Origin of the sequence: Pseudomonas sp. NPDC089407 (assembly GCF_044900445.1) — a bacterium.
GTDB lineage: Bacteria > Pseudomonadota > Gammaproteobacteria > Pseudomonadales > Pseudomonadaceae > Aquipseudomonas.
Genome location: NZ_JBJDNB010000050.1, coordinates 1 through 26,240, shown reverse-complemented (window position 1 = coordinate 26,240; position 26,240 = coordinate 1). Strand labels below are relative to the sequence as shown.

The 26,240-nt window shown below is 62.9% G+C and carries 16 protein-coding genes; 2 read left to right on the top strand and 14 right to left on the bottom strand.

All coding sequences use genetic code 11. The annotated features are described in order from the left end of the window. From ACI2KG_RS27335 to ACI2KG_RS27270, 14 genes are all read right to left on the bottom strand, one after another. Window positions 1–213, bottom strand: coding sequence for a hypothetical protein (locus tag ACI2KG_RS27335; RefSeq protein WP_404664014.1), 213 nt, complete (start codon window positions 211–213; stop codon window positions 1–3). After that, a complete protein-coding gene (locus ACI2KG_RS27330) occupies window positions 210–680 on the bottom strand; it encodes a hypothetical protein (protein ID WP_400621221.1) in 471 nt (156 codons plus the stop codon). Before ACI2KG_RS27330 ends, ACI2KG_RS27335 begins: the two co-directional genes overlap by 4 nt. Before the next feature lie 345 nt (window positions 681–1,025). Further along, window positions 1,026–1,220, bottom strand: a complete 195-nt coding sequence (locus tag ACI2KG_RS27325; RefSeq protein WP_400621218.1) for a hypothetical protein — start codon at window positions 1,218–1,220, stop codon at window positions 1,026–1,028. A gap of 178 nt (window positions 1,221–1,398) precedes the next feature. Then, complete coding sequence (locus ACI2KG_RS27320; protein WP_003250099.1) at window positions 1,399–1,803, bottom strand: TraR/DksA family transcriptional regulator; 405 nt, start codon at window positions 1,801–1,803, stop codon at window positions 1,399–1,401. Between the two features lie 634 nt (window positions 1,804–2,437). Continuing rightward, window positions 2,438–3,211 carry an enoyl-CoA hydratase gene (locus tag ACI2KG_RS27315; protein WP_404664013.1) on the bottom strand — a complete coding sequence of 258 codons (774 nt, stop codon included), beginning with the start codon at window positions 3,209–3,211 and terminating at the stop codon, window positions 2,438–2,440. A gap of 13 nt (window positions 3,212–3,224) precedes the next feature. Then, a complete protein-coding gene (locus ACI2KG_RS27310; protein ID WP_404664012.1) occupies window positions 3,225–4,352 on the bottom strand; it encodes an acyl-CoA dehydrogenase in 1,128 nt (375 codons plus the stop codon). An 8-nt stretch (window positions 4,353–4,360) separates the two neighbouring features. Continuing rightward, on the bottom strand, window positions 4,361–5,554 hold the full coding sequence (locus tag ACI2KG_RS27305; protein ID WP_404664011.1) for an acetyl-CoA C-acyltransferase: 1,194 nt from the start codon (window positions 5,552–5,554) through the stop codon (window positions 4,361–4,363). A gap of 11 nt (window positions 5,555–5,565) precedes the next feature. Then, the gene (locus ACI2KG_RS27300) at window positions 5,566–6,333 is read right to left on the bottom strand and encodes an SDR family NAD(P)-dependent oxidoreductase (RefSeq protein WP_404664010.1); all 768 of its coding nucleotides are present in this window, start codon (window positions 6,331–6,333) and stop codon (window positions 5,566–5,568) included. A gap of 43 nt (window positions 6,334–6,376) precedes the next feature. Next, window positions 6,377–7,993 (bottom strand): acyl-CoA synthetase, encoded by a 1,617-nt coding sequence (locus ACI2KG_RS27295; RefSeq protein WP_404664009.1) that lies wholly within the window; start codon window positions 7,991–7,993, stop codon window positions 6,377–6,379. Between the two features lie 121 nt (window positions 7,994–8,114). Continuing rightward, window positions 8,115–12,485, bottom strand: a complete 4,371-nt coding sequence (locus tag ACI2KG_RS27290) for an NEL-type E3 ubiquitin ligase domain-containing protein (RefSeq protein WP_404664008.1) — start codon at window positions 12,483–12,485, stop codon at window positions 8,115–8,117. Between the two features lie 304 nt (window positions 12,486–12,789). Further along, the gene (locus ACI2KG_RS27285) at window positions 12,790–17,277 is read right to left on the bottom strand and encodes an NEL-type E3 ubiquitin ligase domain-containing protein (RefSeq protein ID WP_404664007.1); all 4,488 of its coding nucleotides are present in this window, start codon (window positions 17,275–17,277) and stop codon (window positions 12,790–12,792) included. A gap of 99 nt (window positions 17,278–17,376) precedes the next feature. Next, window positions 17,377–18,396: an AraC family transcriptional regulator gene (locus tag ACI2KG_RS27280; RefSeq protein ID WP_326433722.1), complete on the bottom strand. Its 1,020-nt coding sequence runs from the start codon at window positions 18,394–18,396 to the stop codon at window positions 17,377–17,379. Between the two features lie 54 nt (window positions 18,397–18,450). Then, window positions 18,451–19,314 carry a LysR substrate-binding domain-containing protein gene (locus tag ACI2KG_RS27275; protein WP_404664006.1) on the bottom strand — a complete coding sequence of 288 codons (864 nt, stop codon included), beginning with the start codon at window positions 19,312–19,314 and terminating at the stop codon, window positions 18,451–18,453. 125 nt (window positions 19,315–19,439) lie between these two features. Beyond that, on the bottom strand, window positions 19,440–23,933 hold the full coding sequence (locus ACI2KG_RS27270) for an NEL-type E3 ubiquitin ligase domain-containing protein (protein WP_404664005.1): 4,494 nt from the start codon (window positions 23,931–23,933) through the stop codon (window positions 19,440–19,442). A gap of 205 nt (window positions 23,934–24,138) precedes the next feature. Between ACI2KG_RS27270 and ACI2KG_RS27265 the strand changes: the two genes are divergently transcribed. Together ACI2KG_RS27265 and phnX are read left to right on the top strand one after the other, a co-directional pair. Beyond that, window positions 24,139–25,245, top strand: coding sequence for a 2-aminoethylphosphonate--pyruvate transaminase (locus ACI2KG_RS27265; RefSeq protein WP_404664004.1), 1,107 nt, complete (start codon window positions 24,139–24,141; stop codon window positions 25,243–25,245). A gap of 34 nt (window positions 25,246–25,279) precedes the next feature. Continuing rightward, window positions 25,280–26,107, top strand: coding sequence for a phosphonoacetaldehyde hydrolase (phnX, locus tag ACI2KG_RS27260; RefSeq protein WP_404664003.1), 828 nt, complete (start codon window positions 25,280–25,282; stop codon window positions 26,105–26,107). The last annotated feature ends 133 nt before the right edge of the window (window positions 26,108–26,240 follow it).

Sequence of the window (26,240 nt, the reverse complement as noted above, 5' to 3'; positions counted from 1 at the left end):
TCACGCCTGGCTAAGCCGCTGCAACTCGCGGCGGACCATGGCGGCATAAGGTGGCGGGCCAAGCCGGTACAGCTCAGCCGCCACCCAGTTCATCCACGCGCCTTGCAGCTCATCGCGCCGGGCCAGCAAGCGCTCGGCTTCGGCCACGGCATCTGCCTGGTGCTGCCGATGAAACTCCGCCCGCGTGACAGGCGCGTCGTCAGCATCGGTCATTCACTGGCCTTGAAGGTGGTCAGTTCACCCTTGCGCCACTTGGCAACTTTGCCGGTCACCGCCTTGAGCAACTTGCCCAGGCCTTCTTGCACTTGCTGCTGCGCGGCAAACACCAGCATCACGCCCTGGCCTTCACGGAACACAATACCTTCGCCTTCCGGCACGGAGACGAAGGCATAGTCACCTACGCCATACACATTCAGCTTAATTTCGCGAAAGCGCATTTCCAGCTTGCCACCTTCGCGGCTAGGTAATACGGCAGCGCGGAAATGGTCGCCGACTTTCAGCTCCAGGCGCTGCTTGTCATCGACCACCAGTGCACTTTCGGTGTCGATTTCGGCCATGTACAGGCCTTCGGGGCTCTGTTCGGTCACATAGATAAAGCGGCCCTGGAACAGTTGGGCCAATTTACCGCGCAAGTCGCCCAGGGCGAACAACGCATGCGTATCAAGTGTGCTGACTGCCAATGAAGTAATCCTCAACCGGTTACAACCCGCCCTCACCCAAGCTCGGGGAGGCACGGCCATTTCTTATCGATAGGCGAAAAGAGTAATAAAGCGATATGCGAAATGTCTGTGCTCGCTGACGATGCAACGTGCAGGAATCTTTACTCTGGTTTGCCAGAATCGCCCTCACTCGAAGGCGTTTGGCTCATTCCCGACGCGGGAAGCGTGATGCCTGAGATCACTCGCCAGAAAACGCAAACAACGGGGTGAGCCTGTAAAAGCCAAGCCCAAGCGTCGATGTGCGCACTTACTGTAGGACAAATATGCCCGAAAACACTGAAACCCGTCGAGAGGCAATAAACAATTTCAGGCCGCCAGGCCTTTCTTGAGTTGCTGTTGCCACGCAGCCTGGCACTCCAGTGCATCTTCACGTGTGGCAAACGCGGTGCCACGGCGCTCACCATTGACCAGTACTACCCAGCAAATACGCTTGCCCAGCGCCTGCAAGGTGGCCGGCACGCCTGAACCGATCATCACGGCTACATCGACTCGGCTATTCATCATTCCCTCCGGAATTTAATTAGCACCCTAACGATAAGCCATGATACGCCTGCCACCTGCGAGGAAACAGCGCATCCCGGTACAGCAGTGTTACGCACGGGGCAACAAAGCCAGCAACCCGCGACAAACGCAAAAAGCCCCAAGGATCGCTCCGTGGGGCTCGGCACCGCGCGCGGCGTTATACCTGGCGCTGGTGGCGGTCGAGCTGCTCGTGGCGCTCCTGGGCTTCGATGCAGTATTTGGTGGTCGGGCTGATCAGCAGACGCTTCAGGCCGATTGGCTCACCACTGTCATCGCACCAGCCGAAGCTCTCGTCGGCGATACGGTCCAGGGCCATTTCCAGCTGTGGCAGCAGGCGCTGGTCGCGGTCGATGGCATTTACCAGCCAGCTACGCTCTTCTTCGACCGAAGCCACGTCGGCAGGGTCCGACGGGGTGTCCAGGCCTTCGATGGTGGTGCGACTGAGTTCGATGCGTTCATGGGTTTCGACTTTCATCGCCTGCAGCAGCTCAGTGAAGAAGGCCAGCTGGTCGGCGTTCATGTAGTCATCGGCCGACATGGCCAGCAACTGTTCCTTGGTCATCGATTTCTCTATGAAAAAATGTGCATTTGGGCGATTCAGGTGCCGCCGACGCCTTGGCATCGGCAGCGGAATTCTTCAAGCGCCAACTGGCACTCTTTTACAGGGGGCGGCAGTCTAAGGCGCCACGTCGCGTGGAGCAACTGCAAATGGGTGCGAATTTGCTTCCGGGGCTTACAATCCGCTGGTCGGTGCCTGGATGGTAGGGCCTTGGTGGGGCCACCGGGTAGATGACGGAGCATTGGATGAGGGCCACCAAATACATGTCGGGATTTTGGATTAGGGCCACCAGGTGTTTGCCATGACATTTTCAGCGCCTGGGAGATCGAGCGCCGCCCGCGCGGCGCTTCGCGGCACAAGGCCGCTCCCACATCTGTTTCGGGCCAATTATTCCTGTGACAGAGGCGCGCGCACCCTTGGTGCATGACAGGAAATTGAAGAACAGCAGGTGTGCAACCCTCGATATTGAAGGGAACAAACAAGGCGGACAGAGGTGAAGGCCCAGGAGAGACTGGCCAGAAATAGATGTGGGAGCGGCCTTGTGCCGCGAAGCGCCGCGCGGGCGGCGCTCGATCTCACGGCCACCAGACCTCTCAAGGCATGCACCTGAAGGCCCAGCCCAAATTCCCATCCAGAATCAGCAGTCCTTGAACTGCGCCTCGCGCTTGGCAATAAACGCGGCCATACCTTCTTTCTGGTCTTCTGTAGAAAACGCCGCATGGAACACCCGGCGCTCGAAACGCACACCCTCGCTAAGGGTGACTTCAAACGCGCGGTTGACGCTTTCCTTGACCATCATGCTCACCGGGATCGACTTGCTGGCAATGGTCGCCGCCACCTTCAGCGCCTCTTCCACCAACTCCGCCTGCGGCACAATCCGCGCCACCAGGCCAGCACGTTCAGCCTCTTCGGCGCCCATCAGGCGGCCGGTCAGGCACAGTTCCATGGCCTTGGCCTTGCCCACCGCACGGGTCAGGCGCTGGGTACCGCCCATACCCGGCAATACACCCAGGTTAATCTCCGGCTGGCCAAACTTCGCATTGTCGGCCGCGAGGATAAAGTCGCACATCATCGCCAACTCACAGCCACCACCCAAGGCAAAACCCGACACCGCAGCAATGATCGGCTTGCGGCGGTTGGCAATGCGATCGGCATCGCTGAACAGGTCGTCGACGTAGATCTGGGGGTATTGCAGTTCGGCCATTTCCTTGATGTCAGCACCCGCGGCAAATGCCTTGGCCGACCCGGTCAGCACCACGCAGCCGATGTTCGGGTCACGCTCGAGCTGATCAAGGGCCTGGTTGATCTCCCCGACAATTTGCGCGTTCAGCGCGTTCAGCGCCTGCGGGCGGTTGAGGGTGATCAGGCCGACCTTGCCGTGGATGTCCAACAGGATGGTTTCGAATGCCATGCAGTCTGCTCCTTCAAAGATTGCGCGCAATGACCATGCGCTGAATGTCGCTGGTGCCTTCGTAAATCTGGCAAACCCGAACGTCGCGGTAGATCCGCTCCAGCGGGAAGTCACTCAGATAGCCATAACCGCCCAGGGTCTGCAAGGCGTCCGAACAGACCTTTTCAGCCATTTCCGAGGCAAACAGCTTGGCCATCGAGGCTTCCACCAGCGCCGGGCGCCCGGCATCACGCAGTGCGGCAGCATGCAACACCATCTGCCGGGCCACGGCAATTTTCGTCGCCATGTCGGCCAGCCGGAAGGCCACGGCCTGGTGCTCGATCAGCGCCTTGCCAAAGCTTTGCCGCTCGTTGGCATAATCGCGCGCCACTTCGAACGCCGCGCGGGCCATGCCCACGGCCTGCGAGGCAATGCCGATACGGCCGCCTTCCAGGTTGGCCAGGGCGATCTTGTAACCCTCGCCCTCCGCGCCCAGGCGGTTAGCCACCGGCACACGCACGTTGTCGAACACGATCTGGCAGGTGTCGGAGGCATGCTGGCCAAGTTTGTCCTCGACCCGCGCCACCTGGTAGCCCGGCGAGTCAGTGGGCACGATGAACGCGCTGATGCCACGCTTGCCGGCCTCCGGGTCGGTCACGGCAAACACGATCACCACCCCGGCATTCTGCCCGGAAGTAATGAACTGTTTGCTGCCATTGAGCACGTAGTGGTCGCCGTCCAGGCGGGCGCGGGTCTTCAGGCTGCTGGCATCGGAGCCGGCTTGTGGTTCGGTCAGGGCGAAAGCACCGAGCATTTCGCCGCTGGCCAGCGGGGTAAGGAACTGCGCTTTTTGCTGTTCACTGCCAAAGCGCAGGATCGGCACGCAGCCCACTGAGTTGTGCACGCTCATGATGGTCGAGCAGGCACCATCCCCAGCAGCGATCTCTTCCAGAGCCATGGCATAGGCCACATAACCGGTGTCGCTGCCGCCCCACTGTTCCGGCACCAGCATGCCGAACAGGCCCAGCTCGGCCATCTCGCCGATGGCCTCCTTGGGGAAGCGGTGTTCCTTGTCCCATTGCTCGGCAAACGGCTTCAGGCGTTCCTGGGCGAAGGCGCGCACCGCGTCGGTGATCTGTTGTTGCTCGTCAGTTACCAGCATGATTCACCTCAGTACAGGCATTCGACAGCCATGGCCGTAGCCTCGCCACCGCCAATGCAGATAGCTGCCACGCCCCGGCGCAGGTTGTTCTGGCGCAAGGCCGACAGCAAGGTCACCAGGATGCGTGCGCCAGAAGCGCCAATCGGGTGGCCAAGGGCGCAGGCACCGCCGTGGATGTTGACCTTGTCGTGCGGCAGGTCGAGGTGTTTCATGGCCGCCAGGGTGACCACGGCGAACGCTTCGTTGATCTCGAACAGGTCGACCTCTGCCAGGTTCCAACCGGTACGCTTCATCAGCTTGTCGATGGCGCCGATGGGCGCAGTCGGGAACAACGCCGGGGCATCGGCGAAGGCCGAGTGGCCGTGAATCACTGCCAGCGGCTTGAGGCCACGTTTGTCGGCTTCGGAGCGACGCATCAGCACCAGTGCTGCAGCACCGTCGGAAATCGAACTGGCGTTGGCCGCCGTCACGGTGCCGCCTTCGCGGAAGGCCGGTTTGAGCTGCGGGATCTTGTCCAGGCGCGCCTTGGGCGGCTGCTCGTCGTCCTTGACCACGCGCTTTTCCTTACCCTCGGTGACTTCCACCGGCACGATCTCGGCAGCAAAGCGGCCGCTCTTGATCGCGTCCTGGGCACGGGTCAGCGAGGCAATGGCGAACTGGTCCTGGGCTTCGCGGCTGAAGGCGTTGGCCTGGGCGCAGTCTTCGGCGAAGGTGCCCATCAGGCGGCCTTTGTCGTAGGCGTCTTCAAGGCCGTCCATGAACATGTGGTCGATGATCTTGCCGTGGCCCATGCGGTAACCGCCACGGGCCTTGTCCAGCAGGTACGGGGCGTTGGTCATGCTTTCCATGCCACCGGCCACCACTACATCGGCCGTACCGGCCAGCAGCAGGTCATGGGCCATGATCGCCGCCTGCATGCCCGAACCGCACATCTTGTTCAGGGTGGTGCAGGTGGTGTGCTTGTCCAGCCCGGCGCCCAGCGCAGCCTGGCGTGCCGGGGCCTGGCCCTGGCCGGCCGGCAGCACGCAACCGAACAGCACCTGCTCGACACTGGCGGCGTCGATGCCGGCACGCTCGACGGCGCCACGGATGGCGGCGCTGCCCAGTTGCGGCGCAGTCAGGCTCTTGAGGTCGCCCTGCAGGCCGCCCATGGGCGTGCGCACGGCGCTGACGATAACGATCGGGTCGTTGGTGAGGGTCATGTTCGCTCTCCTTACTTGGCAGCCATGCGCAGCGCGCCGTCGAGGCGGATCACCTCGCCGTTGAGCATGCTGTTTTCAATGATGTGACGCGCCAGCGCGGCATACTCCTGTGGGCGGCCCAGGCGCGGCGGGAACGGCACGCCAGCCGCCAGCGAAGCGCGCACTTCGTCGGTCATGCCGGCCATCATCGGCGTTTCGAAAATGCCCGGGGCAATGGTCATCACACGGATGCCAAAGCGTGCCAGCTCGCGGGCGGCTGGCAAGGTCAGGCTGGCAATGGCGCCCTTGGAGGCCGCATACGCGGCCTGGCCGATCTGGCCGTCATAAGCGGCAATAGAGGCAGTGTTGATGATCACCCCACGCTCACCGCCATCATCGGCCGGCCCTTCGGCCATGGCCGCAGCCGCCAGGCGCAGCAGGTTGAAGCTGCCGATCAGGTTGACGTTGATGACCTTGGCGAAGCTGGCCAGGCCATGCGGGCCCTGTTTGCCCAGCACCTTTTCGGCACCGACGATGCCGGCGCAGTTGACCAGCCCGTGCAGGCTGCCCAAGGCGCTTACGGCTGCATCGACTGCCGCCTGGGCGGCCTGTTCGTCGCTGATGTCGGCCACCGCGAAGCGGGCATTGTCACCCAGCTCGCGGGCCTTGGCCTCGACGGCCTGGGCATTGAGGTCGACCAGCATGACCTTGGCGCCGGCCTCGACCAGCATCTGCGCGGTGGCTGCGCCCAGCCCGGAGGCCGCGCCGCTGACGATGAAGTGTTTGTTGGCTATCTGCATGATCGGTTTCCTTTCAGGCGCTGGCAGGGGTGGCCTGTTGCGCTTATTGTTTGGCGACTTCCTGATTGCGCAGGATGAAGCGTTGCAGCTTGCCGCTCGGGGTCTTGGGCAGCTCGCTGACGAATTCGATTTCCCTTGGGTAGGCATGTGCGTACAGGCGCTGACGCACGTGCTGGCGCAAGGTTTCTTCCAGCTCGGCGCAACCGGTGTAGCCGTTGGCCAATACCACAAAGGCCTTGATCAACTCGGTACGCTCGGGGTCTGGTTTGCCGATTACCGCCGCCTCGATCACCGACGGGTGCTCGATCAGCGCACTTTCCACATCGAACGGGCCAACCCGGTAACCGGAGGTGGTGATCACGTCGTCGCTGCGGCCGACGAAGCTGATACTGCCGTCCTGATTCAGCTCGACGGTGTCACCACTGAGGTAGTACTTGCCAACGAAGGCCTTGGTTGGCAGGCCGTGGTAGCCACCGAACCAGCACAGCGGCGACTGCTCACGGTCGACCGCGAGAATGCCTGGCTGGCCGGCGGGTAGCTCGTTGCCCTGCTCGTCCAGCACCACGATGCGGTGGCCGGGGATTGCAAAGCCCGCCGACCCCAGGTGCACCGGATGCGCCAGGGCGTGGTGGTTGCACAGCACCATGCCCAGTTCGGTTTGCCCGTAGTGGTCATGGATAGTCACGCCCAGTTCATCGGCAAACCAGCGGATCACTTCCGGGTTTAGCGGCTCGCCGGCGCTGCTGACCACGCGCAGGCGGCCCTTGATCGGTGCCGCAAAGTCCTTGCCGGCAGCGATCAGCAAGCGATACGCGGTGGGCGATCCAGCCAAGTTGGTGATGCCCAGCTTGTCGATCACTCGCGCGCAGCTTTCGAGGCTGAACGGGCCATCGTAGAAGGTGGTGGCATGGCCCAGCGACAGCGGGCCGGTCACGGCGTAGTACAGTCCATAAGCCCAGCCCGGGTCGGCCAGGTTCCAGAAGTTGTCCTCGGGGCGCAGGTCAATGGCATCGCGCATGTAGCCCTGAAACGCCACAATGGCGCGCAGCGGCACTTCCAGCGGTTTGGCCGGGCCGGTGGTACCTGAGGTGAACATCAGCAGGAACGGGTCGTTGCCCGAGCGCATGACCGGCTCGCATTGGTCTGCGGCATTGTCCAGGCACTGCTGGAAGTCCAGCTCGCCACTGCGGGCATTGACGGTGATGATGGTCGGGCAGGCGTGCACATCGTCCAGCTTGGCACGGTTGTGGCTATCGGTGACGACCACGCGGGCGTGGGACTGCTCAAGGCGATGTTCGATGGCCTTGGGGCCGAACGCGGTGAACAGTGGCTGGTACACCGCCCCGAGACGCCAGGTGGCGAGGATGGTGACCAGCAGCTCGGGGGTACGCGGCATCAGGCCGGCGACCCGGTCGCCGGCGCCTACACCATGCTCCCTGAGCACCGTGGCGAACCGCGCTGCCTGGTCCTTGAGCTGATCGAAGCTGTAGCGCGCGCTATTGCCATCACGGTCTTCCCAGACCAGCGCCAGCTTGCCACCACCGGCGTGGCGGTCGCAGCATTCGACACAGGCATTGAGGGCTTCGAGGCTACCCTGCAGCGCCGCCGCAACAGCCTGGTCATGATCAAACGTACGAGCGGCCTGGGCGTAGTCGCGCATCGTCGAACTCCTGGTTTGTTGTTTTTGTTAACCATCGGTTCGACGATATTCGCGCTGCCCGGGCGTGGCGACAATGGCCAAAGCTGTCAATATGGATGACCGGTTTGGCCGTTTGGGTGCGTCAGACCGGCCGCGCCAGCGCTTCTAGGGTCAGGCGCAAGTTCAGCGCGGCAAGCGCCCGTGCGCGGGCTTGCTGAAGGTTGCGCGCCTGTTGCAGATAGCCAGGGTCACCCAGCGCGGCGGCAGCATTGCGCTGCGCCTGCCCTTGTGCTTCCACTGCCTGCCATTGTTCGAGGAAATCTTCCTCGACCGCGCTGTAGAGCGATGGATGAAGTGCCCGCAAGGACGCGATCCAGAACCCGAGCTTGCTAATGAATGCAGGTCGCTCCTCGCTGGCTTCAGCTGTAAGCACCGAAACATAGGCCCCGTCCAGGTCTGCCGGGCTAACCTCGGCCATGTGCGTAAAATACGTGCTGGTGGGCTGACCGAGCAGATTGAGACGCTGCGCCAGCCCCACCCGATAAGCCAGGCTGACCTCCACCTCCTCTTCGTCATGCTCACCTTGCTCCCAGCGGCCATCTGCATATCTCGCGTTCATGTTCGCGCGGGCGAGCTTTTCGACCTGGTCCAAGCGGAACAGGCGCCGAGCGAGCATCAGGCGTTCCTTGGCAGTTGCCCCGGGTTCACCGTTGTGGGTGAACTCGGCCACATGCATGCCCACCTCCAACTGACTGAAACAATGCGCTACGCTATCGGCACAAGTGCGCGGGTCGGCTGCCAGGTCGAACAGGTCTCTGCGCACCCGGGCATCGCCCTTGGCTGCTGCCACCACCCTCCATACCCTTCGCCCGGTCTCCTGCGGTGCTGCCCTGAAATCGGCGCTGTCCACCAATTCGTCGAGCAGCCCGAAAAATGCATCGCTGTCCGGTTCGACGCGCAGCGCATCCCACAGCGCTTCATGGGCTTGACGCTGGTTGTCATCGAGCGTGCCCAGCCAGGTGTTCTTCGATACGACGGGCTCCAGCTCGACCAGCGTCGGCTGGCCGGGGTGCGCAGGGTTGCGCAGCTGGTCCATCACTTGCTCCGACAATGGGTTGCCAGACAGGATAAGCAGCTGGCGCCGCGGCACTGGCGAATCGATGAGTGCTTGCGGCAGGTCGGTGATCTGGTTGTTACGCATGTCGACATAGGTGAGCTGTTCACAAAGCTCTAGCCCTTCGGGCATTGCCGTCAGGCCAACGCGGCGCAGGCTCAGGGTTTCCAGGCTATGTAGAGCGCCCATCCGCAGGGTCACCGCGCCCAACGGGTTATCGCTGAGCTCGAGGCTGCGCAGTTCGCCAAGGCCAGCCAGCACCGCCGCCTGGTCCTCTTCCAGGCGAACCTGGTTACCGGCAAGGTTCAGCTCGCGCAGCTGGCCAAGGTTCTCCAAGCCGGCAGGCAGAGCATGTAGATCGTTGTAGGCAAGATTGAGTACCTGCACATTGGGGAAAAACGACAGGAAATCCGCAGGCAACGCCGGCAGGCGCAGGTTGACCAACACCAACTGGTCGATGTGGCCAAAATCCGTGCCGGCGGGCAATTCGGGCAGCTCGCCCAGAGGAAGGGAGATCAGAGAAACGTTTGCCTGCCTGCCGCCCTGCGGCCGGGCAGCCAAACGGAAGGTCTCCATTCGCCACGCCCGCTGAAACTCGGTACTGGCCTGCAGGCGACGTTCACGCACATGTCGATTGGCATGCCGCGCCCAGGCATTGAGGCGTTGTGACAGCTGATCGTATTCCTGTTCCAGCCGCAGTATCGAGCTGAACGGTGACGCGGTGTGCTGGTAAAGCAATTCGATGTAATGCTCGGCCTGCACTTCGTTCAAGCTTGGGTAAAGCGCGAGGATCCTGCGGCGTAGCACGCATTCAGGCGAGTCCAGGCACGACAGCACCGGGCCGAGCGGGTAACCGGCCCGGCCATCGCCGAGCCGCTGGAAGGTGGCGCCAAGCGGCCTGGCTTCACGCCAGCCTAACAAGGCCAGCTGCTCCTTGGGTTCAGATGGCAGCCAGGCCTGTATCTGCGCGCGAATGCGCTGCGGCGCATCGTCACCCAGCCAGCCCAGCCGACGGCGGTAGGCAGGGGAAAGGCAGGCCGCGAGCACTTCGAACAAGCCTTGCGGCTGCGCGACATCCAGGTCGCTGCGCCTGCCCACGTCGTCATACAGCTCGAAGCGCCCCGCTGACCAGACCATGTGCAGCCTTTGCGGCGGCTTGCCAAATGCCGGCAGCAAGCGCTCGAGTACCGGGCTGCTGGACGAGCGCTCATGCAGCACCAGGTCGGTCTGGTCGGCAGCGAGCCCCTGACGTTGCAACAGACGAAATACCAAAGTCACGGCATCATGGCTGTAGCTGTCACGCAAACACAATGCCTCGCGCAGGCGGGTCAGCCGAGCACGCTGCTGCTGCTGCCGCGCTTGTTGAGCCAACACCAGCGGCAGGCGCGAACTGCTCTGCATGCTTGCTCGCATTTCGCTGGTGGCCGTTCTGAGGATATCCGACGCATAGGCTTTGGGCAGTTGCGGGAAATGGCGAGCGAACAACGGCCACAACGGCTCTTCGCGCAGGTATCGCTCCGCAAAATGATCCAGCATGGCAGGGCGCAGTTGGCCGGCCTGGTCGCTCGCAGCATCCACTGGCACACCCAGCTTCTGGCTACACCAGTTGAGCCGATCGGCAAAGGCCGCGCCTTCAGCCAAACCGTCAAAAAAGGCTTGGTTCTGAGTATGCACCGCGAACCGCTCGAGGGTGTCGCGCAGCGTCACCGGTAACGGTCGGGATTCGACCACCAGCCGACGCAACCCCGCCTCGTCTGTGCCCGCAACCAGCAGTATCTGCGCCACCTGCTCGGCTGACAGGGTTCTGGCGGCCGGCCACAGGCGTGTGAGCACGAACGCGCTCCCTTGCCATTGCTGTGGCCGGTCCAGGCTCAACCACCAGCCGCGTTCGCCATTACTGCGCAGCAGCGGGCCGAATGTTTGCGGGCCATCCGGGTGCAGCAAGCGCCACGCGCCCTTGCTGTCCTGATACACGCCGTAATATTTCCCGTCGTTGTGCCACCATAGTTCCCCGGCACCGCTGAACAGCCCGTCGTGGCGTTCAGTCATCTCAACATCAGGGCCTGCTTGTCGATACGGCGTCAGATCGGACAACCAGAGTTTTTCCTGCCCCTGCTCAGTGATAACGGGCTCGAGCGTCTCGACAAAAACGCTACGCGCCGTGTAGGCCGCCATGGACGCTACCCCAAGCGTTACAACCGCGCCAGCCACCTCCAGCATATGCTGCAAGGCTTCGTGCTGGTGACCTTGGGACCAGTCGCTGACGCCTTCGTACACATGCCCCAACACTTGCCTGGCCATGTCTGCCAACAGCAAGGTGCCCACCACAGGCACGAACAAACCGGCCAGGGTCAGCAGACCAATGCCGGCGTTTTTCAGTGCGGTCAGGCGCGCCGCAGCCGCTTGGCTATCCACACGAGCCGAGGGAACCGCCAGAAACATCGCGTCGTTCTTGATACGGCGCGCCTGCCAGCGGGCCATATCGATGAACCATTTACCATCGGTTTTCGACCGGCCAGGCTGCAAGTTTTGCTGGGCATCACTCAAGCGCACAGCCAACAAGGCCTGGAAACCCGCCCGATCATGCAAAGCGATGCGCTGCAGCAAAGCACGCTGAAATGCCACTTGCGCCAGCTCACGGGCCAGAGCTTGGTTGACGGCGCCCCAATCCGCAAAACGACGTAACGACGCTGACGCCGCGCCGGGCAGGTAGATAACCACGCCCTTGAGACGGTCAGGCGGTCCCACCGGGAAATCACTCTGCCGCCGGATCGGCTCGCGCAACTCGAAGGCCAGGGCGCCGTCGACCCGTTTTCCCAGAACCTTTAACGCCCCGGTGTCAACGACCAGCCCCTCGGCATGGAGGGCTGGCTTGTCTTGGCAAATCAAGCTTAACGCCATGCCATCGGCACTGTTGAGCTGCCCTTTCAGGCAGGCCAGCTCGATGGCAAGTGCCAGCTCCTGGCGTTTGTCTTGCGCCAGCGCATCGACGAATGCCGGGCTCAGTACCTGGGCAAGATGCGCCTGGTAAGCGGCCCCGACATCGACTTCCCGGCAGACGGCGACCAGGTCACCGATTCGGTCGGTCAATATGACGGACGCTTGCTGGCCCGCAGCCTGTGGCCCGAGCACTGCGGTCTGGTTGGCGAAAGACTCGCCTGCAGTAAAATTTTGCAGCAGTTTTTGCAGCAACGGCTGCTGGACGAAACGTGTTTCAAAGTCTGGCGGAAGCAAACCCGGAATGGGCTCGAATGGCCGCTGGCTGACATGAATGCGCGCTTCTCGCCAGACGGCGGTATCCAGCTCGATCACCTGCCCCAGCCGGCTTGCAATGGCGGGTTGAAGCAGGCCTTTCGCGAACTCCCCAAGTGGCTGCAACTGGCCGCTATAACGGGCCATCTGCTTCTGGCTTTGCAAATGCGCAGTCACACAGTCATGCAAGCGCTGGACTTGTTGCGCACTGGCTTTGGCAAGCCACTCGGGCAAATGGGTGGCAATGAATCCATTGCCAGGGTAAGAGGAGGCGCGGAGCGCCTTTGCGGGACACATAGGCAGAGCCCTGTCTGGTTGAAGGGCCATCACCATGATCAGCCTGCCTCGGTACAGACAGCAGGAACGCTTGCCTCTGGGCAGCAGCCACCTCGCGCAAGCGTCCTGGGCGAGATACGAATTTCACCCTCCTGCGCGACCGATAGCAGGGTGATCAGGCGCCGTGGTCAGGCCTGGCTTGCAATATTGCCTTGGTAAATTCCACCACCAACCTGTAGCGGTCCGAGGTCCGCCTGTATTCAAGCTCATCCCATTCAGCCTGAGGTGCCTGCGCGCCGGCGCCCTGCTCCGTCTGTGCGGACAATGCGTTTGCCTGCTCCGCATAGTGCGTATCGAGCGCCTCGAAGCGTTGCTGATTCTGGCTTTCCACCCAGCCGCTCCAGAACGGTTGCAACGCGAGAAACTCGGCTCGCGCCTCTACGGTCTCGCCCTCGCGGACGAATGCGCGCGCTGCCTCCAACTGAGCTGGGGTAACGTTGGCCAGATCGCCGTACCTGAATGACGAGGGTTGCCCTGGCAAGCCCATTTCCTGCGCCAATGTCACGCTGTAGGCGAGCCTGACCTCTATCGGGTCTACCAGTTGGTGCAGGCTCTCGCGCGTAGCAATGTCCATGCGTGCGAACCTTTGCAACCTTTCCAGCCGAAACAAGCCAAGCCCCAGCTGCAGCAAGCCATCCTGCTGGACGTCGGTGGCTCGGTTAGTCTGGGCGATCAGGGCTTGCAGATGCATTTCGCTGAAGCGTTCGGCAATGCTGTCGGCGCAGGTCGTCCTGTCTTCGGCGATGGCTGTCACCTGGCCGGCAAGCTCCGCATCTTCATCCATCGCCTCGAGCAGCCCCCACACCTGCAGTGTCAGATCGGCTCGGTGCCTGTGGTAGTCCTTGGTATTCTGCAGCGCCTGCAAGATATCCAGCACACGCGCACGGCCCGCCACGCCGAACACTCGGTCCCAACGATCGCGCTGCACCTGGGTGGCAGCCTCGCCCAGCCACAGTTGGCGAGCCGGGACTTGCGCCATCGGAGCGGCTTGTGGGTGCGCCAAATGGGCCGGCGGAGCGTGCAATCTGGCCAACTGGCGTGCAGAGATGGCGTTGTTCTGCACCTGAAAAGCCATACGAAATTCATACGGCATTTGCATGATCGCCTGTGGCACCTCGGTGATCTGGTTGCAGCGCAAATCCACCACGGTGAGCAGGGCACATTGTTCCAGCCCTGAGGGCCATTCCATCAGGCTGCAATGGCGCAGATGCAACGCTTGCAACTGCGGAGCCGGGTTGAAACGCAGTGCCAGGCGCCGCAACGGATTGGCGCTCAGGTCCAGCACGGACAGATGCTGTAACCCGCTCAAGGTTTCGCTTCCCAGCTCGCCCCACTGGATGCGGTTATAAGACAATTGCAAGCTTTCCAGATTGGCCATATGCCGCAGCCCGGCGGGCACCCGGCGCAGGTGGTTTCTGGAAAAATTCAGCCTGCGCACTTCTCTGAAGCAGCTGAAGAACTCGTTAGGCTCCACGACCAGCGGCGTATTGATCATCACCAACGTGGTCACGAAATGGAAGTCGAGGGCCTCTGTCAGTTCCGGCAGGCTACTGACCTGAAAGCCGCTCAGGTCAAGAATCCGCCCCCCCAGTTCCGCATGCATCGTGTCGAGGGGCAATTGCCGGCGCCAAGCCTGGCGTAACCGGGCTGCAAACAACCGCCGCGGTCCCGCCTCGTTACCCCTGGCATACGAAACCCATACGCCTAGACGGTGGTTGAGCAGGCGAAAATTGTGTTCCTCGGCAAGCATCGCTGCGAACGGGTCGTCGCTGCGGTTTATCCTGTCAAGGTGCTCATCGATGTCTGCTTCACTGATGCCATGGTAAAGGCTTCTCAGCCGCGCGCGCAGCTGGCCCACGTAGCCTCTTTCGGTTGACTGCTGACCGCCAAGAGGGTAACCCACTCGCCCGTCAGACAAGCGCTGCCCGGGGTTGAACCAACCTGGCTGCTCTCGCCAGCCGAGCCGGCTGAGTAATTGCGCACGCGTCGCCGGTATCGCCTGGATAATCAGTCGGCGCAGCGCGCCGGCCGGGTTCGCGGGGTCAAGCATCAACCGGCTTTGCTGTTCGGGTGACAGCAGGGCGACAACCGCCGCGAAGATGTCGTCTGGTGCAGCCATCTCAGTATCGAGCGACGCGCCACGGTGGTCATACAGCGTGAATTGCCCCTCGGTGCGCACCAGTACTACCCCGGCCTCTGCGGGCGCTTGTGAGTTGAGGATCGCGATCAGGCGGCCCGATGCGCTTTTCGCGCGCAGCTCCAGCCGCTGGCGGAAAGACCAGTTGGCCAGGCGTGGCAACAGTTGCACCAGCAGGTCACCGCTTTCGTCGCTGTAAGCGTTGCGCAGCAGCAGGCCTTGTTGAGCCCGGCTCAGCCTGGCCAATTGCAGCAACGCACGGGCTTTTTCGGCAACCGGCAGCGGTAGCCGCTGCAACAGCTCGATTTGCTGCCGCTCTTCGCCAGAAACCGAATAGGCCAGCTCCAGGGCATAGCCCACAGGCAACCCGGCAAAGTCACGCATGACTACGCCCGCAACGCGGTCCTCCGTGGTCGCTTCCTGGGTCAGGTGGGCAAACAGCTGCGCACGCAATGTCGAGTTCTGTTCGACAACCGCAGTAGCCAGGCCGGCGTCGTCGACGCCGGCAAATTGCGGACGTTGCCGGCAGTACTGGATGAGCGCTGGATCCGCCCCTGCTTCGGCAGCGCCGAGCGCGGCAAAAAACGTCTCGATGCGCTGATCCGCCGCGAAGCGGCGCAAGGTATCAAGCAGGTTGGCTGGCAAGGCGCGGTTATCGAGAACGATGCCGCGCAGCTCGTCCAGGTCACTGCCTGCTACTTGCAATATTGCCTGGGCACGCTCAGGGTCCAGTGGCTGTGCCTGCGGCCACAGCCGGTTGAGCACCTGCGCTGGATCGTTCCAAGCTGCCAGGCGCTCTTGCGGCAAGTGCCAAAAGCGCTCCCCGTTGAAATCGACTGCAGGCCCGTAGGCTTCACTGCGCAGCGGATGACGCAAGCGCCAGCCGCCACCCGCGTGCGGCTGGTGTACCTCATAGTAATCATCAGCGATGCGTAGCCAGTGCCGCTGACCGGTGCTATAGAGGCCTCGCTCATCGAGTACCGCATTCTGCTCCAGATCACAGGCATAAGCCGTCAGATCACCTTGCCAAAGACGCGCGCCACCACCTTCAAGGCTGACCGGCACCAGGCCGTCGACGAACGTACTGCGCTGTAACAGCCGCACCACAGCCCCGGCACCCGCCACCACGCCAGTGGTGATGGCTACGCCCGCAGCAATCTGCGCAACGCCAAGCAAATGTTCAAATGCCTCGTGGTCATGCCCCTCGGCCCAGTCGGCCATCCCTTCGTAGACATGGGAACAAACCTGGCGCAGCAAGTCGGCCAGCAATGCTGCCCCCACCAGCGGAATGAAGAACCCGGCGAGGTTGGCCAGGTTCCAACCGGCCGAACTCCAGGTCGCCAGGCGCTCCTGACTGGCCTTGGCGTCGGCATCAGCGGTGGGCACCAAAAGCAGTCGCGCATCATCCTTGGCCCGATCGACCAGCGCCGCTACCCAGCGCTCGCCAATGGCGCCATGCCCCGCCTCGCCTTCCACTTCGAGATCGGGTTCAGCATCTGCCAGGCGCAGTGCCAGTTGATCAAGAAACGGCTTGCGCTCGCGCAGGGCTATGCGCTGGCTGAATGCGGCCAGGGGCTCCGGCGTCGATATCCGGCGGACCAGCGCCTGCTCAAGGGCCAGCTTCGAGTCATAGCGGCGCAACGGATGATCAGAGCCATCTGCCAGGTACAGGATTACCCCTTGATCACTGTCATCGGGGCCGCGCAACTGGATGTACAGCGCCTCGTGCACGGCGTGGCCGAGCATGCTCAGCAAGCCAGGGTATGCGATCAATGCGGGAGCGGGATTGTGTGTTGCCCCGGCACTGGGCGCGAAGCAGACATCCAACGCGGCTTTCTCCGTCGCGTCGATCTGCCCGCGCAAGAGCGCGACCTGCGCGGCAAGCCGCAGCGCCGCGAGCTTGTCACCGACCAGTAGCGCCCGGTGGCGTCTGAAGTTGTCGGTGAGCAAGGTCTGGTACCTGCCACCCGCATCCAGGCTTCGGCAGGCAACCACGAGCGAATCGATATCCTCGGACACCAGCGTTTGCGTGACAGGATCGTAAAGGCCACTGCCATCCAGCGGGGTGGCGGCTTCGGCGAAATTCTGCATCAGGCGCCGTAAGGCAGGGCCGGTGTTGTAGGTGTACTTCAGGTAGGGCAGCGAGACACCCAGCAGCTCCACTTCCTTGTCTCGCCACTGCAGCTTACCGAGTGATTTGCCCGCTGGCAGAAACGGGCTCAGAGCCCGGGCAAACTGGGTTGCGGCAAACTGCTGCACTGGGGCGACCGCTTGCGTCGCATCCTTCACTCGCTTCTGGCTGTCCTTGTGCGCGTCGAGCAGGCGGCGTAGCTCGCTGATTTGCGTCACGGATGCCTTCTTTAGCCAGTCTGGCAAGCGCTGCTGGATGAAACGGTCGGTGGCCCGTTGCTCATCCTCCACGGTGTATGCGAAGGGCTTTTGCGAAACGGCGGCAAACTGGCGCATGGAGTGTGCTCTGGTCGGCGGAAAGAGACGCACAATCTTTCACCGAAGCGCTCTGCCGGTCAGGGGGAACTGCCTCACCCGCTTGCTTTTCACGCCCGTTCAGCGCCTGCCGCGGGCCTGGGTCTGCTCACGATATTGCCCTGGGTTGCAGCCAAACCATTTGCGAAAAGCCTTGTAGAACGAGCTGCTGTCGGCAAACCCCAGGCGCTCGGCGATTTCAACCATGCCTGGCTGTGGCTGGCTCAACCAGGCAATGGCGAGCTCGCGCCGGACGCTGTCTTTAAGGCCTTGATACGACTGCCCTTCTTCAGCCAGGCGGCGGCGCAAGGTGGAAGGTGACAAGCACAGACGCCGTGCCAGGCTGTCGCTGTCGGGCCAACGGCCAGGGTCCAAGCCCAATAGATCGCTACGGATACGCAGGCCCAGGCTGGCTGGGTCACGGTATTTCACCAGGATATTGCCCGGCGCTTCGGCAAGAAAGCGCTGCAGCTCTTCTTCGGTACGGCGTGGCGGCTGGTCGAGGCCGTCTGCCGCCATTACCAGCCGGGTCAAGGGCCGCTCGAAGTGCAGGTTGTCCGAGAACATCACGCGATAGTCTTCGCAGAACGGCGGCGCGCTGCAACGCAGGTCGATGGCCAGTATCGGAATGCGTCGCCCGGCCAACCAGCACGCAACGCCATGCACGATCATCCAGAAGGTGAAATAGGTAAACGCCCGGCGGGGTTGATCGCGGGGTTCGTTGATCACGATCTCGGCCAAGCCCTGCTGACGCACCAGCGCCGGTTGCAGGTCCTGCAGCATCAATGACAAAAAGGCCAGGGCCGTTTCCAGGCCGGCGCCGAGGGTAGGTTGCGCCATGCTGGCTCGGCACATGAACGCCAGGCTGCCATTGCGCAAGCCGCGCGGGTCCATGGCAAAAAACTCATCGTTGCAGCGCCGCGCCAACAGGCGCCAGAGCCGGGCATAGGCCTGCGCCCCAACGCGCGCATCCGGCTGGTGCAACTGGTCGGCGTCGATACCGGCGCGCGCCAGCAACCCCCTGTCAGGCTCGCCGGCCGGGCAGGTTTGTAAAAGTGCCTCACGCACCAGGTGCATGGAGATGGTGTCTTTTTCGCTCATCGGCCGTCCTGTCGGCTTGATCTCGGTCGTTACGGCCACCTTGGGCAACCGCCATCAGAGTGTTGCCGCCAGCCCCAGAAAAGCCTGGATCAGGCGCAGTTCGCGGCGCCGCTCCAGGCAGCCGACCAGGTGCTGGTTGACCAGCCCCTGCCCGCCCAGCGGCCGGGCGACCACCCGCGGATCACTGGCGACCTCGGTGGACGAAACCACGCCAATGCCAAGCTCCGCTGCCACGGCCTCGGTGACCGCTTCGCGGCTGTCCAGCTCCAGCAGTACGCGCGGCTGCACCGCCGCCGCCAGGCAGGCCTTGTCGAACGTGCGGCGGGTAGTGGAACTGGGCTCACGCAGTACCATGATCTGCTGATGAAGTGCTGTCAGCGGCAAGTCACCCTGCTCTGCCGCCCAGGCATGCCCCGCTGGTAGCAAGGCACACAGGCGTGACTGGCAAAGGCCCTGCAAATGCAAGCCCTTGCGCGGTTCGATCTCGGTCAGCACGGCGACATCGGCATGTTCACCGAGCAACGCGGCCAGGGTTTCCTGGGCATTGCCCAGCCGCAGGTTGACGGTGATGCCCGGGTAGCGCTCACGCAGTATTGCCAGCATCGGCATGACCCGATGCGGGCCGTCGGCGGCCACTTCCAGCCGCCCGGTCAGTAGTTGCCGGTTGGCTTCGAGCATGGCTTGCGCTTCGTCGGCGAGGCTGAACATGGCCCGCGTGATGGCTGCCAGGCGGGTGCCCTCTTCTGTCAGTTCCACCCGGCGGGCCGTGCGCCGCAGCAAGGTAATCTGATAATGCTCCTCTAGCGCCTTGATGTGACCGGTCACCGCTGGCTGGCTGATGAACAGACGTGCGGCGGCGCGGGTAAAACTGCCTTCACGGGCTACCGCGTCGAAGGCACGCAACTGGAACAGGTTCATGGACATAGGCCTGGCTAATGCTCGAATTATCTGCGAGCAATTTGACTGATGAGTGCGTCAGCTAGCAAGGGCAATCAGCGAAGGCGTGGGTTGCCAGGCGGGAAGAACCCGCCCGGCGTCGTGCGTCAAGGGGTGTCTGGCGTCTGCAGGGCCGCCAGCGTGAGTTCCTGGGCCAATTGGCTCAGCGCCGTATCGCGCGCATCACGTATGGCATTGGAGCGCCTCACATAGGCTTCACTGGTTATGCTGTGCCGCTGTTCATCCAGCGCCTCCTGCTGCTGACCATAAAGCGACTCCACATCGTCGAAGCGCTGCGGCTGCTCGGCGCGGAGCACCTCAAGCCAGAAATCACGCTCACTGATGAAGGCCACGCGCTGGTCGGTGGCTTCCGCTTGCAGCACTTCGAGGTACGCAGCATCAAGCTGCGCCTGGGTGACCTCCGCCAAGCCGGCGAATTGCATGTGCCGCGGCTGGCCAAGCAAATCCAGGCGCCGGGCCAAGCCGGTAAGATAAGCCAGATGGACTTCGACCTCTTCCTCATTGCGTTCCCCTCTGCGCCATCGTCCATCTGCGTAGCGAGCATCCAAGTCGCGCCGTGCGATGCGCTCGACCCAGGCGACCCGAAACAGCCGCCAGGTAAGCTGCAATCGCTGGCTGCGCGTGGCCAGCGGGCTGCCCCCGTGGGTCACTTCTTCAACGTGCATGCGCACCTCGAGCCGGCTGAAAACCGTCGAGACGCTATCGACACAGGTAGGCGGGTCAGCCGCCAGGTCGAACAGCGCGTCTCGCGTTGCGGTGTGCCTGTAGGCAGCGCCGATCATTGTCCATACGCGTGCGCCTATCTGGTTGGGCGCCCAGCGGTACTCGGCAGTGTCGGTCAATCGCTCGAGCAGGTTGAAGAAACTGTCGCCTAGCGGCTCTGCCCGCAGCGCATTCCACCCTGCCCGACCTATGTCCCTTCCTGGTTCGGGGTGGACACGCAGCCAGGCTTCCAGCAACGGATCGGCGGGCACCTCAACGTCGTTGACCAGCAACCGCTCAACCCCATACAAACGTTGCAAGTCTGCAACAGCCAGCGCATTGCCATCCAGATGTAGCGCGCGACGAAGGGGTAACGGCGCCTGGAACAAGGCCGCTGGCAGCTCGCTGATCTGGTTGTTGCGCAGGTCCGCAAACAGCAACAGCCCACACCATTGCAACCCGGCAGGCAGGGTGAGCAACCCGGAGCGGTTCATGCGCAGGATGCGCAAACCGGGAAGCTGATTGAACTGAAGGCTGATGGAGCCCAGAGGGTTGTCACTCATGTCCAGCGAGCGCAATTGGGGCAGGCGGCTCAACACATGAGCCTGGGGCGGCAGCATACGGATACGGTTGCGCGACAACAGCAACTGGCGCAGCCCGCTCAAGCGCTCCAGGCCGGCCGGTAACTCGGTCAGGCTGTTATTGCTCAAGTCCAGCCGGCTCAGGCGGGGGAAGCTCGCCAGAAACCCCGGCGCAATGGCTGACAAGGCCAGGCCAGACAGGCTCAGTTCGGAAATATGCGAGAAGTCAGTACCTGGGGGAAGCATGGGCAGGCCACCAACGGCTACACCTTCCATCGTCAGGCTCAACGCTGCTCGGTTGCCAAGTGCGCCGACCGGGCGCTCTTCGCGCATCTGCCAGGCGCGGCGAAGCGCGTCTTCGATCCGCTGCCGCGTACGTCTCGATGGGCCCGGTTGTTCGTCGGACCAGGCGCGTAAACTCTGATCAAGCTGCCGATACTCCTGCTCGACACGCAGCAGGTTGTCCAGCAACGTACCCGGTAACTGCAGCATGTTCTGCAGGTAGCGCTCAGTCGCCGCAGCGTCCATACCCGGGAACAAGGCACGGATCCGGTTGCGCACCCTTTGCTCTTGCGTCAGCAGGCAAGACTGGCAACCGCCCAGTGGATACCCCAGACGGCCATCGGGCAAGCGGCGCATAGGCGAAGCTGTCGCTTTGGCCTCCCCCCACCCAAGGAGTTTGAGCAACCCGTTGCGGTCGTTCGGCAGCCAGGCTTGCAGCTGGCTAAGTAACCGCACCGGTCCGTCCGCTACGTTCCAGCCCTGACGGGTGCAGTAGTCAGCCGGCAAACCCGCGATCAGCGCCTCGAACAGACCCTCAGGTTCGGCTAAATCACGGTTGTCCGGGCGCCCGAGATCGTCATACAGCTGGAACCTGCCGTCGCTGCGTACCAGCACCAGTTGTGCCTGGGTTGGCTGAGTCAACCAGCGCGCCCGGACCGGGCCGCTCAGGGGGTCGTCGCGCAATAGCAGGTTGGTATGGGCCGTGCTTGGGCCGTGCCGCCGCAACAAGGCGAAGACCAAGGCAACCACGTCGTGGCGGTAGCTATCCACAAGGTATAACCCTTCCCGCGCGCGGGTAAGGCGTGCCAGTTGCAGCGTGGCCCTGGCACGTTCGGCCAACGCCAGCGGTATACGCTGTTCAACTGTCATCCTCGCGCGCATGGCCTCGCTTGCGGTGGCCAGCAGATCAAGCGCATAGGCGTCCGGCAAGGAAGCAAAGTCGCGCTGGATCAGGGCCAGCAACGGGTCAGCCGCCAGGTATGACTGCGAGAAGTGCTCGAGCAGCGGCCCACGCAGCGACGCGGCATTCTGGTCGATGGCCGTGCGCTGCTCTTCAAGAGGCTGGCCTTGCAGGCGCAAACGTTCGGTGCACCATTGAAAAAAACCGGTATCGGCGTACGGATCGGCAAAAAAGCGGTCGATCCGCGCCTGCACCGCGAAACGCTCCAGAGTGTCGCGCAGATTCACCGGCATAGGCCGGCCCTCCACCAGCAAGCCACGCAGGTAGGCTTCGTCCACATCGGCAACACTGAGTATCTGCGCCACCCGCTCGGCATCCACGCCGCGCGCCGCTGGCCAGAGTCGCCCCAGCAACATGGCCTCGCCCTGCCACTCCAGCGGCCGCTCGTACCTCAGGCGCCAGGCGCGTTCGCTGTTGTTTTCCAATGCGGGGGCATATCTGGCCTGCCCTTCCTTATGCAGCAACCGCCAGCCTTTGTTGGCATCGCGCCGCACGCGATAGGTCACGTCAGCCAGCTTCCACCAATAGCCCTGGCCATCGCTCAACAGCCCATTGTCGAGTGTGACCGCTTGCGCGGGTACGCGGGTTTCCTGGTAGGGGGTCAGGTCGTTGCACCATAGCCGTGGCTGCCCGGCTGGGGTGGTGACCGGCTCCAGGGTTTCGATGAATGCATTACGCAGCAGGTGCGCCCCGATTACCACTGCACCTGCGCTGCCCACCGCCTGGGCCACCTGCAACAGGTGCTGCAGCGCCTCGTGCTGATGGCCGAGCTGCCAGTCGAGCACCCCTTCGCATACATCGCCAAGCACGTGCCGCCCCAGATCGGCCAGCAGCAGCGCGCCAATGGCCGGAACGAACATCCCTGCCAGGTTGAGCAATACCAAGCCTGCATTCTCCAAGGCCCGCAGTCGTTGGGCCGCGGTGTTGGCATTGGCCTGCGCTGTGCTTACCGCAAGACACCGCGCATCGGCCTTGATGCGTTGCAGGTGCCATGACGCCAGCGATGCGAACCCATCCTCGGTTTGCAGCACCCTGAGCGGCTTCAGGTCCGGCTCGGCATCACGCAAACGGGTGGCCAGGGTTTGCCGAAAGCCTGCCTGATCGTCCAGCGCGATGCGCCGCAGCAGGGCTCGCTGCTCCTCCTCGCTGGCCAGGATACTGACCAAGGCGCGGTTCATTTCATCCCAATCCTTGAACACGCGTAAAGGCCGGGCTGGCGTGTCGGGGAAATACAGCATCACCTTTTTCAGGCGTTCAAACCCGCCAAACGGGTAATTGGCCAACGCCTGCGGCAACTGCGTCCATTCAAGGCATAGCGCGCCATCGACGCGACACCCCAGTAGTTGCAACGCCGCCTGGCGAAACCTGAACGTGCCCGGCGCTACTGGCTTCTGGCCCGCGCCTAGCTGGCGCAACACTGGCAGATCGTCACTGTCCAGCAGCCCTTTGAGCGCTGCTACCTCGACCGCAACCGAAAATTCCAGGCGCTTGTCGATTACCAACTGCTTCTCGAACGCACCCGTCAGCACATCTGCCAGGTGCCGTTGATAGGCCGCACCGACATCCGCACTGCGGCATACCTGGACGATGCGCGTCACGTCATCCGACACCACGGTATCGGCGCCGCCAGGTTCCGCCTGGTTTGTGAGTGCCGTGCCCAGATAAAAGGACTCGCCCTCCTTGAAGTTCTGCAGCAATTTCTGCAAAGCAGGCACGCGTACGTAATAAGGCTGGAAATCCGGGATTGCGCCTGGCTGCGGGCTCAATCGGGCACGTTCTTCACGCCAGGTCAGCTGGCTCAGATCGACATCAAGCTGCAGCTGCGGGTCTGCGGCGAAAGCCCGCTGAAGCAGTGACTGGGCAAAGGTATCCAGCGGCTGCAGTTTGCCGGTGAACCTGGCCAGTTGTTTCTGGCTGGCCAGGTAGGTCTTGTAGCACGCCTGCAACGCGGCAATTTGCTGGGGGCTGGCCTTGCTCAGCCAGTCAGGCAAGTGTTGCGCGATGAAGTCGTTGATCGGGTGACGAAGCTTGGGCGGTGTCACAGGAGGGGTCATGACGGTTCCTTGCTGTTATCGGCTGGCCACGATGCGCTGGCGGGGCACGCTGGGGCAGCAGGAAACAGGCGCAGAGCAAAGGAACACGCGGTCATTCATCGGCACGACTTATAGCTCGCATAACAACAAACAATTTGATTGATGGACGGACGGATTGCAACCTAGGCCCCGTAGTTTCAGCCCACCGCTTGTGAGGAATAACGGAATGAGCCACGCCCCGATTCTGCTGACCCCCGGTCCCCTGACCACATCAATCCGCACCCGCCAAGCCATGCTGGTGGACTGGGGCTCCTGGGACCGCGACTTCAACCAGCTAACCGCCAGCGTCTGCGAGCAACTGCTGGCAATCATCGACGGTAGCGCCAGCCACCACTGCGTGCCTCTGCAGGGCAGCGGCACCTTCGCCGTGGAAGCGGCCATCGGCACCCTGGTGCCGCGTGACGGCAAAGTCCTGGTGCTGATCAATGGCGCCTATGGCCAGCGCCTGGCGAAGATCTGCAAAGTGCTGGGCCGTGCCTATAGCACCTTCGAAACCGCCGAAGACCAGCCGACCACCGCCGCCGATGTCGACCGCCTGCTGGCCGCTGACCCGGCCATCACCCATGTCGCGCTGATCCACTGCGAAACCAGCACCGGTATCCTCAACCCGCTGCCCGAGATCGCCCAGGTAATCACAGGCCACGGCAAGCGCCTGATCATCGACGCCATGAGCTCGTTCGGCGCACTGCCGATCGATGCCCGTGCGATCCCCTTCGAGGCGCTGATCGCCGCCTCCGGCAAATGCCTGGAAGGCGTACCCGGCATGGGCTTCGTGTTTGCCGAAAAAACCGCCCTGGCCGCCGCCGAAGGCAACGCCCACTCGCTGGCCATGGACCTGCACGACCAGCACGCCTACATGGCCAAGACCGGCCAGTGGCGCTTCACCCCGCCAACCCACGTGGTCGCTGCCCTGCACGAAGCGCTGCAGCAATACAACGAGGAAGGTGGCCTGCCGGCGCGCCACCAGCGCTATGCCGACAACTGCAAGACCCTGCTCGACGGCATGGCCGCCATCGGCCTGCGCAGCTTCCTGCCTGCCGCGATCCAGGCGCCGATCATCGTCACCTTCCACGCACCGAAGGATCCCCGCTATCAGTTCAAGGACTTCTATGAGCGGGTCAAGGCCAAGGGCTTCATCCTCTACCCGGGCAAGCTGACCCAGGTAGAAACCTTCCGTGTCGGCTGCATCGGCGTGGTCGGAGCCGACGGCATGCAGGCTGCCGTGAATGCCGTGGCCGAAGTGCTGCGGGAAATGGAAGTGCTGGATATCTGACCCTTTGCCCACCCAATTTCAGGAACACGCGCACATGAACTACAGCAACCCAACGCAGCTGCAAGCCGCCATCCTCGACTGGGCCGGCACCGTGGTCGACTTCGGCTCCTTCGCCCCGACCCAGATCTTTGTCGAAGCCTTTGCCGAATTCGATGTGCAGGTGTCCATCGAAGAGGCCCGTGGCCCGATGGGCATGGGCAAATGGGACCATATCCGTACCCTGTGCAACGTGCCGGACATTGCCGAGCGCTACCGCAAGGTGTTCGGCCGCACCCCGACCGATGATGATGTCACCGCCATCTACAACCGCTTCATGCCGCTGCAGATCGAGAAGATCGCCGTGCACTCGGCATTGATCCCCGGCGCCCTGGACACCCTCACCGGCCTGCGCCAGGACGGCCTGAAGATCGGCTCTTGCTCGGGCTACCCGAAGGTGGTGATGGACAAGGTAGTAGAGCTGGCCGCGCAGAACGGCTACGTGGCCGACCACGTGGTGGCCACCGACGAAACCCCGAACGGCCGCCCGTGGCCGGCGCAGGCGCTGGCCAACGTGATTGCCCTGGGGATTGACGATGTAGCGGCCTGCGTGAAGGTTGACGACACCGTACCGGGTATTCTCGAAGGCCGCCGTGCCGGCATGTGGACCGTGGCGCTGGTGTGCTCGGGCAATGCCCTGGGCCTGACCTGGGAAGGCTACCGCGCACTCAGTGCGGAGAAGCTGGAAAGCGAGCGCAAGCGCATCCACACGCTGTTTGCCGGCTCGCGCCCGCACTACCTGATCGACACCATCAACGAGCTGCCGGAAGTGATTGCCGACATCAATTGCCGCCTGGCCAAGGGCGAGATGCCGCAGGCCTTCTGACCTGGGTGGAGGGCTCACCGCGAGATTTTCAGTGCCGTTGAGATCGAGCGCCGCCCGCGCGGCGCTTCGCGGGACAAGCCCTAATGCCAGTCAGTTAAGACTGCCGGGGCTGCTGTGCAGCCCATCGCCGGCA

Excerpts from the sequence above, each read along its gene's own strand:
- ACI2KG_RS27335 (WP_404664014.1), bottom strand. The coding sequence starts at position 213 with ATGACCGATGCTGACGACGCGCCTGTCACGCGGGCGGAGTTTCATCGG.
- ACI2KG_RS27325 (WP_400621218.1), bottom strand. The coding sequence starts at position 1,220 with ATGAATAGCCGAGTCGATGTAGCCGTGATGATCGGTTCAGGCGTGCCG.
- ACI2KG_RS27320 (WP_003250099.1), bottom strand. The coding sequence starts at position 1,803 with ATGACCAAGGAACAGTTGCTGGCCATGTCGGCCGATGACTACATGAAC.
- ACI2KG_RS27315 (WP_404664013.1), bottom strand. The coding sequence starts at position 3,211 with ATGGCATTCGAAACCATCCTGTTGGACATCCACGGCAAGGTCGGCCTG.
- ACI2KG_RS27310 (WP_404664012.1), bottom strand. The coding sequence starts at position 4,352 with ATGCTGGTAACTGACGAGCAACAACAGATCACCGACGCGGTGCGCGCC.
- ACI2KG_RS27305 (WP_404664011.1), bottom strand. The coding sequence starts at position 5,554 with ATGACCCTCACCAACGACCCGATCGTTATCGTCAGCGCCGTGCGCACG.
- ACI2KG_RS27300 (WP_404664010.1), bottom strand. The coding sequence starts at position 6,333 with ATGCAGATAGCCAACAAACACTTCATCGTCAGCGGCGCGGCCTCCGGG.
- ACI2KG_RS27295 (WP_404664009.1), bottom strand. The coding sequence starts at position 7,993 with ATGCGCGACTACGCCCAGGCCGCTCGTACGTTTGATCATGACCAGGCT.
- ACI2KG_RS27290 (WP_404664008.1), bottom strand. The coding sequence starts at position 12,485 with ATGGCCCGTTATAGCGGCCAGTTGCAGCCACTTGGGGAGTTCGCGAAA.
- ACI2KG_RS27285 (WP_404664007.1), bottom strand. The coding sequence starts at position 17,277 with ATGCGCCAGTTTGCCGCCGTTTCGCAAAAGCCCTTCGCATACACCGTG.
- ACI2KG_RS27280 (WP_326433722.1), bottom strand. The coding sequence starts at position 18,396 with ATGAGCGAAAAAGACACCATCTCCATGCACCTGGTGCGTGAGGCACTT.
- ACI2KG_RS27275 (WP_404664006.1), bottom strand. The coding sequence starts at position 19,314 with ATGAACCTGTTCCAGTTGCGTGCCTTCGACGCGGTAGCCCGTGAAGGC.
- ACI2KG_RS27270 (WP_404664005.1), bottom strand. The coding sequence starts at position 23,933 with ATGACCCCTCCTGTGACACCGCCCAAGCTTCGTCACCCGATCAACGAC.
- ACI2KG_RS27265 (WP_404664004.1), top strand. The coding sequence starts at position 24,139 with ATGAGCCACGCCCCGATTCTGCTGACCCCCGGTCCCCTGACCACATCA.
- phnX (WP_404664003.1), top strand. The coding sequence starts at position 25,280 with ATGAACTACAGCAACCCAACGCAGCTGCAAGCCGCCATCCTCGACTGG.